This is a genomic window from Haliscomenobacter sp. (genome assembly GCF_040403615.1).
In the GTDB taxonomy this organism is placed as follows: domain Bacteria; phylum Bacteroidota; class Bacteroidia; order Chitinophagales; family Saprospiraceae; genus Haliscomenobacter.
The window spans coordinates 2,986-17,836 of record NZ_JBBAKG010000111.1 but is presented as its reverse complement, the minus strand read 5'-3'; the positions used below and the strand labels follow the sequence as shown (position 1 = coordinate 17,836).

At 46.2% G+C, this 14,851-nt stretch carries 7 protein-coding genes; 3 read left to right on the top strand and 4 right to left on the bottom strand.

What is annotated here, in order from left to right; translation table 11 throughout:
* Positions 1–3,179, top strand: a 3,179-nt coding sequence (locus tag ABW391_RS24440; RefSeq protein WP_353484526.1) for a T9SS type A sorting domain-containing protein, incomplete at its 5' end; no start/stop codon positions are given.
* Between the two features lie 50 nt (positions 3,180–3,229).
* Here the strand turns inward: ABW391_RS24440 and ABW391_RS24435 are convergent.
* From ABW391_RS24435 to ABW391_RS24425, 3 genes are all read right to left on the bottom strand, one after another.
* Positions 3,230–4,513 carry a hypothetical protein gene (locus tag ABW391_RS24435; RefSeq protein WP_353484525.1) on the bottom strand — a complete coding sequence of 428 codons (1,284 nt, stop codon included), beginning with the start codon at positions 4,511–4,513 and terminating at the stop codon, positions 3,230–3,232.
* Positions 4,514–4,614: 101 nt separating this feature from the next.
* Positions 4,615–6,174 carry a helicase HerA-like domain-containing protein gene (locus tag ABW391_RS24430; RefSeq protein ID WP_353484524.1) on the bottom strand — a complete coding sequence of 520 codons (1,560 nt, stop codon included), beginning with the start codon at positions 6,172–6,174 and terminating at the stop codon, positions 4,615–4,617.
* Positions 6,175–6,227: 53 nt separating this feature from the next.
* Positions 6,228–7,142 (bottom strand): DNA/RNA non-specific endonuclease, encoded by a 915-nt coding sequence (locus ABW391_RS24425; protein WP_353484523.1) that lies wholly within the window; start codon positions 7,140–7,142, stop codon positions 6,228–6,230.
* Between the two features lie 219 nt (positions 7,143–7,361).
* On the opposite strand from ABW391_RS24425, the gene coaE reads away from it, so the two are divergent.
* Positions 7,362–7,940, top strand: a complete 579-nt coding sequence (coaE, locus tag ABW391_RS24420; RefSeq protein WP_353484522.1) for a dephospho-CoA kinase — start codon at positions 7,362–7,364, stop codon at positions 7,938–7,940.
* A 101-nt stretch (positions 7,941–8,041) separates the two neighbouring features.
* Complete coding sequence (locus tag ABW391_RS24415; RefSeq protein WP_353484521.1) at positions 8,042–10,258, top strand: DUF6851 domain-containing protein; 2,217 nt, start codon at positions 8,042–8,044, stop codon at positions 10,256–10,258.
* 73 nt (positions 10,259–10,331) lie between these two features.
* On the opposite strand, the gene ABW391_RS24410 is transcribed toward ABW391_RS24415, so the two are convergent.
* The gene (locus tag ABW391_RS24410; protein ID WP_353484520.1) at positions 10,332–14,810 is read right to left on the bottom strand and encodes a T9SS type B sorting domain-containing protein; all 4,479 of its coding nucleotides are present in this window, start codon (positions 14,808–14,810) and stop codon (positions 10,332–10,334) included.
* Positions 14,811–14,851 lie beyond the last annotated feature (41 nt).

The following is a 14,851-nucleotide window of genomic DNA, read 5'->3' as shown; positions in this document are numbered from 1 at the left end:
GTTACAATGCCAGCGATTACACTTTCGATTTCGAAGTGAAAGACAAGATTGCACCTGTAATGAAGTGTGATGACCAATTGAATGTCTCTTTGAGCAATGGCAATGGTTACACCACTGGATATGCTCAGGTATCTGCAAAAGACATCGACGAAGGCTCATGGGACAACTGTAAGTTGGCTTGGATCAAAGTACGTCGCAACGTTCCAGAAGCATGTACAGCTAGCTTCATTGGCAAAGGATACGACACCAACGGCAACGGCAAATTGGATCCTCTTCCTGCAGATGGCGACTGGACCAAAGCGGACGGTTTTGACATCAACGGCGACGGCGATTTGGCTGACTTCGGTGAAACTTTCGTACTGAAAGGTGGCAAATTGATGACTCCTCTGCAAGACATCGTAGAATTCTTCTGCTGCGATTTGACTGCATTGGTTACTGTTGAATTGTGGGGATCTGACATCTATGGCAACACCAACTTCTGCTGGGATGAGCTATTGATCGAAGACAAAGTTGCGCCTACTTGTGCTGCACCATGGGACTTTACCATCGATTGTGATGACAAAAACCTGGAAAAAATTGACAGCAAGAAAGCATCAGCTTTGGTATTCGGAGATGTAACCATCACGGGTGGAAATGATTGTGCAGCATTGGATACCGTTTACACGACAGAGAAAAACCTGAAGTGTGGTGCCGGTTACATTGATCGCATTTGGAAATTGACCAAGCAAACGGTCAAAGGCCCGATCACGATTACTTGTAAGCAACGGATCTACATTCGCGCAATTCACGAGTACAACATTTGCTTCCCCAAAGATGCAACTTCAGACTGTAAGACACCTATCGTGGATTCAGTATTGACAGATGAATTGTCTTGTGATATCCTGGCAGTAAATGTTTCGGACAAGCGTTACGATGCTTCAGACAATGAGTGTTACAAAATTTTCCGTACCTATACCGTAATCAATTGGTGTGTATACGACGATCGTTGTGGTGACCCAATGGCCATTGGCAATGTATACGTTGTAAATCGTGCTACGTTTAGCAACTATGGCAAAGCCCCTATTTACGTATTGGTTCGCGACGAAAACCGTAACCTAAATGAAGAATTTTATCTGTCAAAAGATTTAATTCCGAAAAATGCTGATGATGAACGATTCTTCCCTGCATTGTGCGAAGCGTCTAAGGAATACTACCACAGCTTCATGTATACCCAGATCATCAAAGTATACGACAATGAGCGTCCAGTTGTGACCGGGGTAAAAGATACCTTCTGCACAAATCCTACAGCATGCACCGCGAACATCACCAAGGTGGTATCTATCAAAGACAATTGCACCGACAAAGTAGAATTGGAACGCCAATCCCTTATGATTGCACCCAACCAAACTTTGGACGCAAGCAAAATGATCACCTTCTCTACTCCTAGCTGGAGCACCAAAGATTTGGGCAACGGTAAGTTTGAGATTAAAGTGAGCAATTTGCCAGAAGGTACCCATGACCTGATTGTGGTTGGTCGGGATGAATGTGGAAACTTAAGTTTGCCAACCCGGATTCCATTTGTAATCAAAGATTGCAAAGCTCCTGCACCAATCTGTATCAATGGTTTGAGCACCGACCTGATGCCTGATGGCAACGGAAGCGGTATGATGACCGTTTGGGCAACCGACTTTGTTGCTTCTAAAATTTACGATTGCAATGGACAAGGCCCTGAAACCAAGGATGGATTGAAACTGGTTACAAAGTACTCTTTGAATCGCGTCGGCGAGGCAAAAGACAAAAACAAGACCAGCGTCAACCTGACTTGTACAGACAAAGGCAAAGTAGTATTGGTTGAATTGCACGCCTGGGATGAAGCCGGCAACGACGACTTCTGTGTAACCTTCATCGAAGTTCAAGACAACCGTAAAGTATGTCCTACTTCAACCAATGTGACTACTGGAGAGATTAGCGGTATCATTACTACCGACGACACCGAGCCTGTGAATGGTGTAAAAATTGAAGTAAGTGGAAGTGCTCAAATGAATCAAACCAGCAGCACCAACGGTATCTTCAATTTCACCCAATTGCAACTTGGAAATGACTTTACCATAGCTGCACAATTGGACAAGGATCACTTGAATGGTGTAACTACTTTTGACTTGGTTCTTTTGCAGAAACACATCTTGGGTGCGCAGACCATCACCAATCCATATCGCTTGATTGCAGCTGATGTCAACAACTCCAAGACGATTTCTACTCTGGACCTGATTCAGATCCGCAAGTTGATCCTCAACATTGATCAGCGTTTCAACAATGTAACTAGCTGGCGTTTTGTGGATGCAGCCTACAAGTTCCCGGATCCTACCAACCCATGGGCTGAGACATTCCCAGAGGTTGTCAACGTGAACGACCTTGCAGGCAAAGTTCAGGCTAATTTCATCGCCATCAAGATGGGTGACATCAATAGCAGTGCCATCGTAAGTAATGTGGCAAACAGCGAAGTTCGCGGAAACAAAGCATTGAATCTTCAAACTGAAGAACAAGCGATGAAAACCGGACAACGCTACGCGGTGAGCATTCGAGCCAAGGATTTGGACAAAATCCAAGGATACCAGTTTACCTTGCAAGTGGATCCAGCACAGGCAAAAATTGAAAACATCGAATACAATGGTACAATGAAAGCGGAACATTTTGGGTTCTTTCCGCAGACTGGCCAGATTACCACAAGCTTTGTACGGTCACCTCAAACCAGTACCGCCATCAGCAAAACAAGTGGTGACGATGTGCTTTTTACCTTGATGCTGAAAGCAGAATCAAACATCGCCTTGAGCCAGATTCTGAAGATCAATAGCCGACTGACTCCGCAAGAAGCTTACAATGTACAAGATGAATTGATGGATGTGAAACTAATGGTTAGTGATGCAACTTTCAGCGACAAAGCTGTCTTGTACCAAAACAAACCTAACCCATTCGTTGACCAAACCGCCATCGATTTTTACTTGCCCAATGCAACTTCAGCGGTGTTGACCATCCATGATGTAAAAGGAGCAATGCTTTACAAAGTAAAAGGAAATTATTCCAAAGGCAACAACCAGGTGATCCTCAAACAGGAGCACCTTCACACCAGCGGAGTTCTTTACTATACTTTAGAAACAGCAGATTTTACAGCTACGCAAAAAATGGTTTTGCTGAATAAGTAAAACCCACTGTGCAACAGGTGACTCATTACGTAGTCACCTGTTGTGCTTTTTTATTTCAATTTTTCCAATCCAGACTTCATCTTGGGCCGGTAGCCCAAAAAAAGCGAAAATGGTTGCGACTGAATGACTGTTTCCACTCCTCTTGTTCCAAAATAAAAAGTGCGTCGAAATGGATTGAAATGATTGCGAACTCCTAAGTATAAAAGACCGCCATTGTTGAATTGATAACCTAGCTCCAGCCCAGTAAATAAGTCAATATCCACATTTCCTTTAATTGAGAAAGTTTCCCTGAATGTTAAGGTATCTCGACTGCTAGAATTTCGGTAAGTCTCACTAATTGTTGAATTGTCTCCAACCAACCAGCGTATATTTGGTCCTGCTTGAAGATTCACTTGTAACTTGTTGCCGTAAGGAATCAAGTTATATTTCATTAGCAAAGCAACCTGAAGGATAGTCCCTTTGAACGAATAATTGTATTTACGGGCATTTACTTGCTGCGAAAATCCATAAGTGATTTGTCGAAAACCAGGTAAAGCCAAAACCGAGATTCGACCATAGGATGGATGTGCAGAATAAGTCACAGGAATTGCAGCACCGAAAGAATAGGCTGTAGGAATTTCCCCTTTTTCAAATATGTCTGAGCTTAATATTTTTGCTGTTGATTCATCGGTAAAAATTGCCTCTACCAATCCGAAAGTAAGATTCATCTCACTGCGTACATCAATATATTCCTGGTAGGGTATTTTCTTGGCCTCATGGTAGTCAATCAGGATTTGCTTTAAGCGATCCACCCTGGGTAAGGTATTGGTCAGTTTTTCCACGGGTGTACCCAAAGCTGTTAAAAGAGATTGGGTCAAAGCCACCAAACGGGCGTCGTCCTTTTTGGCTTTTGGCGCAAGGGTTTCATTTTCACCTTCCCGGGATTGAAAACCGAATCGAAAAGGCTCAGTATTCGAGGTTTTGTCTTCTACAATGTACTGCCTTTTGTAGCGGTACAAGACGTAGTTGACGCTTTCAAACAGGCACTCTGCAAACACTACATTGCTTTTGTTGTCGAAAGCAAACGACTTGCTTGCGCATTTGACCTGGTCAAAATAATACTCCTGGATTTGACCAGGTTTGTAATCTTCAATTTGAGCAGCATTGTTGGCCTTGAAATGACAGATTTCGTTGACGTGGTTACCGGAAACGTACTGAATTTGTCCTTCTTTTTTTTCGCCTGAATTTGTAATGATGTAGCCATTTGTCCAGGTTTCCTGCGCTCCAAGTTTGAGAAGGCATATAGAGTTGAGAACCAACCCCAATAACAATGGAGAAAATGTTTTGGTAAACATAACAGTATTTTTATGTGATGAATAGTAATATGTTGCCCAATAAAAACCAAAAAAGAAGGAATGCATCGGCATTCCTTCACTTATCTATTTTTTGTTAAATCCTATCTTCTTCTCCGGCCACCAATGCCCAAAACGGACAACAGGCCGCGCGTCAACTCTCTGGTCAATGTACCCGCAATTTGTTTGGTGGTAGGGCTGCGCAAAATATCTTCTACAAAGCTTCTTTCGCCACGCTTGGTACGGCTGGATTCTTTGCTGGCTTTTTCCAGTTCTTCGCGCCGGGCATCCTGCACTTCAGCTTCGCGCACGTAATCCAATTTCTTTTGCAAAATCTCGGCAGCACTTTCGCGGTCAATCACCTCATCGTACTTGGCCACCAATGAAGAGCGCATGGTGATGCGGTCAATCTCGCCATCGGTCAACACATCCATGCGCGATTGAGGTGCCCGCATCATGGTGTACACCAATGGCGTAGGGATGCCTTTTTCATTGAGTACAGTTACTAGCGCTTCACCAGTTCCGAGTTCGGTGAGGGTTTCGTCCACAGTATAGTACTCGGTAATTGGGAAGTTTTCGGCAGCCAACTTGATGGCCTTCCGGTCTTTGGCAGTAAAGGCACGCAGGGAGTGCTGGATTTTCATGCCCAACTGGCTCAGTACAATATCGGGCACATCGACGGGGTTTTGGGTCACAAAGAACACCCCTACCCCTTTGGAACGAATCAACTTAATGATGACTTCGATTTGATCCAACAAGGCATCGGGCGCTTCGTTGAAGACCAGGTGTGCTTCATCGATAAAGATGACCAATTCCGGTTTTTCGGGGTCGCCTTTTTCTGGAAAGGTACTGTATATCTCCGCCAGCAACTGGATCATAAACGTCGAAAACAACTTAGGCCGATCCTGTAAATCGGTCAAACGAACAATGTTGACCATCCCGTGCCCGTTGGCATCCTTGCGGCACAGGTCATCCACTTCAAAGGATGGCTCGCCAAAAAACACATCGGCTTTTTGCTGTTCCAGTTCCACAACTTTGCGCAGGATGTTGCCCGCAGAAACGGTGTTCATCGTGCCATAGCGCTCTTGGATTTCCGCTTTGCCTTCTCCCGTAACCCATTGAATTACCTTGCGCAAATCTTCAAGATCGAGCAGGGGGATGTTTTTATCGTCGCAGTATTGGTAAATCACCGAAAGAATGCCCGATTGGGCATCCGACATCTCCATCAACCGCGAAAACAATACAGGGCCAAATTCGGTAACGGTAGCCCGCAAACGCGCGCCTTTTTCCCGGGAAAGGGTGAAAAATTCGACCGGGTTGCCTTCGGATTTAAACGGAATGCCTATTTTCTGGTGGCGCTCCTCAATCTTGGGATTCAGCTCGCCAGGCATGGCAATGCCACTCAAGTCGCCTTTGATGTCCATCAACAACACCGGAACCCCGTTTTCAGAAAGCTGTTCGGCGAGTACTTGCAAGCTTTTCGTTTTTCCAGTACCAGTTGCACCACTGATTAGTCCGTGGCGGTTGAACATGCGCAGCGGAGCTCTTACCGTAAGGCCAGGAATCGATTGACCATCAAGGACTGCTCCTCCGAGCGGTATCGAAGCCCCTTTGAACGTGTAGCCCAGGGTGACTTCTTCTACGAATTTTTCTTTTTTAGACATAAAAAAACCTTTTAAGGTCTATAAGGTTTATGACATTTTGTGCTGAAACCCTTTTATTCTTTGTTCCACTTATTCACCCGCAGGTCAAATTTCTTTTTGCTGAAAGGCCACAAGTCGTAATTGGGGTTGCTTTCCAGATCCCGTTCCAAATCGCGGGACATCAGTTTGGGAAAAAAATTGATTCCGGTCTGTTTTTCTACTTCATCAATAGTGACCACGTACTTGAACAGCGGATCATAACTGACTTCGTTTGGCACGATAAACGCAATTGCCTTAGGGTTTGTTTCAGACAAATCTAGTAAAATCTTATAATAAGCGGTGGGTACGGTCACGCTGTTGGCGCCAATTTCTCCTTTTCCGCCGTCTTTCAACAAGGGGCCTGTCACAACGTACAGTTTGTTGAACTTGACGGCCCAATCACGCGATAACTCTTCCAGTTCTTTCCACACGCCGTGATTAAAATCGCGCACCTGAGGGCTGATGTTGCTCAGGTAAAAAGATTCGGTGATGGCGGTGGTATTGAAGGCCATATCTGCCGCAGGCGCCAAATGCCCCCGATCGTAACCCGAGCCCCGGTAATCGCTCAGGGTAGCAGAGCCTGTTCTGACCAAGGGATCAGTTTCAAACAAGTCAGGACGGTCTTGCCAATCCATTTGCAGGCGTTGCCGGGTGAGTACATAAGCCACCCACTCCGCTTGTTCATCGTTTTCGCTGTAGGAAAGGGTGTAGTACTTGTGGCGAACAATTGCTCCAGTGGTAGAAGTAGGCAAGTAATTGCCTGAGTCCTCTATTTCTTCTCTTGGCGTGATCACCTCTTCCGTGATTGGGTTGGTATTGGGATCGTTGGGAGGAGTTGATTTTGTGAAAAAGTTGTATACTGCAACAAGAGCAGTAATCAATGCAGCGAATAAGCCGACTTTTACTGCGTTTCCACTGCCAGATGATTGATTTTTTCGGTAATTAGCCATAGGGGCGCGGTGTCAGATTTGTGGTAAAAGTAATGGATTTATTGGAAAAAATTCATTTTAAAACAAAGTTGAAAAATATTTTTGACAATCCACTAAAAAAGTTTATTTTTGGATAAAACAAAGCCGCATGACTCCAAAGGGGCGATAAAAAAATAAGTGATCATTTTGCCCCACTGCAAAGAGCATGTCTGATTTTTTTTGTTCAACTATTCTGACGACATGCAACACCTCGGCATCACAGGCGGGATTGGCAGCGGAAAAACAACCGTTTGCAAGATTTTTGAAACCCTGGGGATTCCGGTTTATTACGCCGATGACCGCGCCAAGTACCTAATGAGCCATGATCCGGTGCTGATTGCTGGCATCATCGAGCTTTTTGGCGTCGAAGCATTTCTCGAACCCCACCTGCTCAATCGTGCCCACATTGCCCAGGTCGCTTTCAACGACAAAGAAAAACTGAATCAGCTCAACGCCCTGGTACACCCTGCCGTAGCCCAGGATGGCCTGAACTGGCAAGCTGCGCAGCACAATGCACCGTATACGCTCAAGGAAGCGGCACTGCTTTTTGAAAGTGGCTCATACCGTACCTTGGATAAAATCATTGTTGTTGCCGCTCCTTTGGAACTGCGTATTCAACGCGTGATGGAGCGCGATAGAGCGAAAAGAGAAGAGGTAGAAGCGCGGATTTCCAAACAAATGCCAGAAGCAGAAAAAGTGCGTTTGGCTGATTTTGTAATCAACAATGATGAGAAAAACCTCTTAATTCCTCAGGTTATGGCTATTCATTCCAAAATATAACCGTTCCTAAAAGAAGAAATCATAACTTATATGACCTTTTTTTATATAAGTTTGCCTTTGAAACTATTTTGAAATACTTTCATTCCTAAAACACCTCAAGTATGCACAATTCTACCAAAACACTATTCTCATTAATTTTCCTACTGTTTGCCATTTTCGTAGAACTATCCGCCCAGAAATCGGTAGCCCGAAAATGGAATGAAGCCACGTTGACGGCCATTCGGATTGATTTTGCGCGGCCCACCGTACACGCCCGCAATTTGTTCCACACGGCGGTGGCGATGTACGATGCCTGGGCTGCTTACGATCAAAATGCACAAACATTTTTTCTGGGTAAAAAAGTAGGCAATTACAACTGTGCTTTCAATGGCGTAAAAGTACCAGCAAACGTACAGACTGCCCGTGATGAAGCGGTAAGCTATGCCGTTTATCGCTTGCTTACCCACCGTTTTAAAGGGTCTCCTGGAGCGAGTAAAAGTATTCCTTACTTCGATAGCTTGTTTCTCAAATTGGGTTACGACAAAAATTTTACCTCCAGCAATTATGCTTCTGGTACACCAGCGGCTCTTGGCAATTACATTGCCGAGCAAATCATTGCCTTCGGATTGCAAGATGGTTCCAACGAAAAAGGCGCATACGCCAACCTGTTTTACAAACCCGTGAATAGCCCACTGGTTACCAAGTTTAGCGGCAATCAAATGAATGATCCTAACCGTTGGCAGCAGCTATCGCTGGATGTCTTCATTGATCAATCGGGGAATGTATTGCCCATCAACACTCCGGCTTTTCTTTCTCCTGAATGGGGCCGTGTTACGCCTTTTTCACTCAGCACCAAGGATTTGATCGTGTACAATCGAGACAACAATTCTTATCCAGTTTACTACGATCCAGGCCCACCACCTTATTTGAATGCTGATGGAACTGGCACTAGTGACGCCTACAAATGGAATTTCAATCTGGTATCCTGTTGGTCTGCACATCTTGATCCACTGGATGGCCTGATGTGGGATATTTCCCCTGCAACCATCGGCAATACAGGTACGTTGCCGCGTACTTTTGAAGAATTTAAAGCTTTTTACAAACAATCAGAAGGTGGCGTGACGCAAAAAGGCCATGCCATCAATCCGACCACCGGCAAACCCTATGCACCTCAAATGGTTCCAAGAGGAGATTATACCCGGGTATTGGCAGAGTACTGGGCAGATGGACCAACTTCAGAAACCCCTCCTGGACACTGGTTTACACTCGTGAATTATGTAGCAGATCATCCAGCATTTAAGCGGCGTTTTAAGGGGCAAGGCAACGAGCTGGAACCTTTGGAATGGGATGTAAAAACTTATTTCATTTTGGGTGGAGCCTTGCATGATGCGGCGATTTCAGCCTGGGGAATCAAAGGCTGGTACGACTACGTTCGCCCCATCAGCGCCATCCGCTATATGGCCACTAAAGGCCAGTCAAGCGATAAAAAACTGCCCTATTTTTCTCCACAAGGCATACAGTTGGTACCAGGCTTGATTGAAACGGTACAACTCAAAGATACCCTTACCTGGGCGAAGGCCAAAGACCTCGGTAAAGTTAAAATCCTCGCTTGGAAGGGGCCAAATTACATCACCAACCCTGAAACAACCGACGCTGGAGTGAATTGGATTTTGGCAGAAGACTGGTGGCCTTATCAGCGGCCTACTTTTGTTTCGCCTCCCTTTGCAGGGCTAATTTCTGGCCATTCAACTTTTTCCAGAACGGGTGCAGAAGTCTTGACTATGCTGACCGGAGATCCTTATTTTCCGGGAGGAATGGGCGAATTTTTAGCGCCCAAAAACAAATACCTCAAATTTGAAAAAGGCCCCAGCGTGGATATAAAATTACAGTGGGCCACCTACCGCGATGCCTCTGATCAATCCAGTCTTTCCCGCATCTGGGGGGGCATCCACCCTCCTGCCGACGATATTCCAGGCCGATTGATTGGAGAAAAAATTGGAAAAGCAGCGTTTGCTTTTGGCGAAGCCTACTTCAGCCGTACGGCAACGCCAACCCGAGATGGCATTGCTGGCTTGCCAGATGCCGCCGTCAACGTTTTTCCAAACCCGGTTTCTCAGGCGTCGAACCTCTTGAATTTGGAAATCACCCAGTCGCACCCCCAGCTTCAGTTTGACTTAATGAATGTGCAAGGCAAGGTGCTGAAATCCTGGAAAATGGATGCTGGTCAATTTCAAGCGGGTTTTTCCTTGCATGAAAATGGTCAATTGAGTGCGGGTATTTATTTTTTGCGCATCACATCTGGTATAGAACAAATGACCAAAAAGGTGATCATTCAGTAATGCTGTAGAGACGCGACGAATCGCGTCTCTACATATTAACAGAGACGCGATGAATCGCGTCTCTACGTCCCTCTTATCGCAACAAATTCACCTCCCCACGAATGAGTGAACTACCTGGACCCAGGTCATCCACATATTCGATTTTGAACCAGTACAAATAAACACCTTGTGGTGCCGCTTGTCCTTTGATGAATCCATCCCAACCAGCGTCCAGATCAGTTGAACGGAACACCTGATCGCCCCAGCGGTCGTAAACCTGAAATTCGTAGCTCTTGACCTGCACGCGTTTGTCCAGGTTTGGCCTGAATACATCATTCGTATTGTTGCCATTGGGCGAGAAAGCGTTGGGCGTATAAGCCTGAAAGAAAATGCATTCCCGGAAACTCAATTCGAGAGAATCGGTGGCAAAACATCGGTCGTTGAAGGCCTTGACCCAATACGTACCCGGAGTAGTTGCACTTAAGGTTGGCGTCATGCTGCCATCTTGCCACAGCAATTTCACATTTCCAGCAACAACTGGCTTCAATTCGAAAGGTTTGTTGTCGCAGACCAGGGTGTCTTTTCCCAGGGCAATGGTAGGTATCGTTTTGAAATCTACTTTGATGGAATCAGCGAAACTACAACCCTTCAACACTGCTCTAGCCGAATAAACCCCGGTACTGGTCACAGTGATGCTTGGGCTGGTATTGGTCCCCGGATTCCAACGCAACTGGTCAGCTCCTGTGAAGGCACGCAGGGTCAGATTTTCGCCAGTACAAAGTACCGTGTCACGCCCCAAATTGAAGCGTGGAAGTGGATTGTACGCTACCACAATCGAATCGCGAACCTGGCAGCGACCAGCCTTGGCTTGTGCCCAAAAAGTACCCGCAGTTTGTACGGTAAATGCAGAGGCACTGGAGCCATCTTGCCACAAAAATAGCGCCCCTGGAGCTTGCACCTGGAGTTTGAGCGATACTCCCTCGCATAAGGTCGTATCTTTGCCCAACAATCGTTGAGGGAGATTAACCACCTTCACCGCAACACTGTCCCTGATCGAACATCCATTGAGATTTACCTCCAGCCAAAACGTCCCGGTTTGAGCGATTTGTCGGGGGGCAGTGCTTTGGCCATCGTTCCAGCGGTACAATCCGCCAGCCACCGTAGGATTCAGACTCAGGGTTTCGTTGTTGCACAGAATGGTATCCGGGCCAAGTGAAAATACCGGGATGGGTTTGTAGGCTACGTTTACCGTGTCCTTCACGCTACAACGGCCCGCACTGGCTTGCACTGTATACGAGCCCGCACGAGAAACCAGAAAATTGGTCGCCGTAGAATTGTCTTGCCACCTGATGCTTGCACCAGGTACATTTACCTGCAAATTAAGGGTTTGTCGTGTGCATAAAGTGGTGTCTTTGCCCAATAGTCCTTTCGGCAAGTTGATGAATTGCACCTTGATGCTGTCCCGTACTTTACAGCCAGCCACGGTAACATCCGCCCAAGCTGTTTCGGTCTGGGTGAGGGTGCGGGTAGCCGTAGTACTGCTGTTATTCCAACGGTAGGTGGCATTGGTGGTGGTGGCATTCAGGGCTAGCGATTCACCTGCACAAAGCGTGGTATCGCGTCCCAGCGTGAATTTGGGACTGGGCGCAAACGAAATAAAGATCGAATCGCGTTTGGTACAGCCATTTTGTATTACATCTACAAAATAGGTATTGGTTGTGGTTACTCTAAGCTTATTGGTGGTTGCACCTGTACTCCACAGATAGCTTGCCCCGATGGTAGCCAAATCCATCGTATAAGATTCCCCTACACACAAACCTCGATTGGCTCCCAATTCAAACGATGGGCCTGGATTAAAGCTCAGTTTGCGCTGGTCGCTAAAGGTACAGGTGTTTAAAGTCGTTGTCAGGGTATAGGTGCCGCTGGATTGCAAATTGATGCTGGAAGTCGTACTGCTATTCGACCAGCGGTAGGCCACATTGCCTGGAGTGCTCACTACGCCTTTGAGTTTGTAGGTCAAGCCTTCGCAAAGGGAAGTATCAGCACCAAGTTCAAAACGAGGCAGTGCCTGCACGCGGAGATTGACACTGTCTCTTTCAGTACAACCATTGGCGGTTGCTTCCAGCCAATAGATGCCCGCAGCGGTTGCCCGAAAGGCAGCGTTGCTGCTGCCATCCTGCCAGCGGTAGCCCGCATTGGTAAGATTGGAACGCAAATCAAAACCCGTTCCTTCGCAGAATATGGAATCTTTCCCAAGGTTCAGTCCCAAACGAGGAAGTAATTTCACCGCAATCGAATCACGGGCTTTGCACTTGCCGTCGTTCACTTCTACCCAGAATGTGCCAGCGGTGCGTACCCGCAAACTTGTTGCAGTTGAGTTGTCGCTCCACAAATAGCTCCGTCCGCCCGATTTAGAAGCATCCAACAACAAGGATTGGCCATCACAAATGGTGGTATCTTTGCCCAAGTTGATGGACGCAGGACTGATGATGCGCACCGTGGTGGAATCTGCTGCGACACATCCAGAAAGCTCTACGGTAACCTTGTATTTTCCTGGCTGAACAACTTTAATGCTGGCACTGGTTGAGCCGTCTTGCCAACGGTAAGTTGCGCCCAATAACTTGAGGTCTGCATTGAGCACCAGGCTTTGATTGGAGCATAGGGTGGTATCGTTGATCAAATTGGGGGTAAAATCTTTGGCGGGCAAAACCTTTACGGTATCGCGCAATACACAACCGTTGCCGTAGGTAACCGCCACATTGTAGGTGCCAGCCTGGTTGACTTTAAAGGTAGCACTGGTGCTCCCATCGTTCCAGCGGTATTTTTCGCTGACATTGAAGGTATTGGCATCCAGGGTCAAGGAATTGTTTTTGCACAAGACGACATCTTTGCCCAAAATCCCCTCATCTACATAATCTACGGGGGAATCAAAAATCCAGTTTTGATTGCTGTTGCCGATGTTGGTACTGTTGGCTCCGGCAAAGAATTTCGTAGTGCCTACACCACGTTGATCGCGCATTTGAATGAAATCGCCCACTACTTTACCGCCATTCATATTGACTATGGCTTTTTGGCCTGCAACCGTAGAGCGCAATTCGATGGGACTGCAATTGTTGCCGATGACCTGAAAGTATTTATTCACCGTTTGTGCTTGCGCGGCATCCAAATCATAGGATTTACCTGCTGTAAAAATTAGGGAATCAATCACATTTTTCCCCAAAATAATGCCATTGTTGCGGATTTCAACCAGGTTAAAGGTGCTGGTTTTAGCTGGGATATTGGAATTGAGCGGTTCGTAATAGCTTCGAATGGTTGAGGTACCTTCTGCATTGGAAAACAAAACATTGTACAACTTGGTATCTGCATAAGTGACAAATACAGGCAAGGTATTGGTGAATTCCAGCAGCGACATACCTGCATCAATTTTGGCATTGGGGCCTACATAAAAATTAAAATTAAAGGCCGCCAAAGATCCATTGCCGTTGATCCGCCAATGGCTTTTCCCCATTTTTAAAGATTGAATGCTGAAATCATAATGGGACAAGTAGACATAATTTGTGGTGACAGGTTTGTCGTTGGAGTTGAATTCACCAGTTTGGAGGCTAATGTAATAGGCACTAAGCGTATCTTTCAAAATCCAGGACCCACTTCCTTTGAAAAAAACGTTGAACAAATCGAATCCTCGAGTTTGGATCATGCGGTCTTTTTCGGGGGAGCGGAAAGAGATTTCTGAAATCGACGAGCCAGCCGTTTTGGTCGGTAAATCAACCGACCCAAAAGCGTTCAGAATCCACATGCTGAAGATGGGGTTGTTGGTAACGCCAGTCCAGGACATGTTTTTGCAATACGTAAACCGATTGTAATTGTTTACGCGTTGATTGGGGCCATTGAACGAATTGGCATCAAAAAAGACATTGTCTTTGGCCGTGGGAATGCATTCTCCTCCAGGGCCACCACTGCTCAAAGACCAATTGACGGGATCAAACCAATCGCCATTGCCGCCTTTTCCCACCCAATATAAGTCTCTGCCTGCAATTTCATTGATCGTCCAGCCTTGATTGTTGCCAAGGTCAATCGACTTGTTGGCAGTAGCGGTACCGACACCAATCCGGTTGATGTCCTGGATCATCAGGCGTTGAGTGGTTAAATCTTTATTGGATTTCAAAAACGCTTGTCCGCCAGTACCTGCCGATCGAAGCTCCACCATCCCCGTACAAACGTCAGGAACGATCAGCTCCCCAATGGTAAAAGTGTCTCGTGCATTGATCTGAAAGGCGTAATTGACATTCAGCATCTTTACCACGTTGGAGGAATTGGTTCCATAATTGTACAAAGAAGTGACGCAACTGACCGTATCAAAGGATTGCCTTTGGCGAAATCCATTGTTTAAAGAACCATCCCCACCAGAAAAAAGCACCACGTTGTATTTCAATTCTGGCCCAGTTGGACTAGCCGCCATTGACCCATACTTGTTAATAAAATCGATGGTTGAATTTCCTGCTTCCAAGGTAAGCTTGAGGGGGTTCATGCTCCATTCCAGGTTAAAATAATTGTTGGGGTCGCGGTTGCGCAAGGTCCATCTGGTTTTTCCTAAGGATAATTTGCGCGCATTGC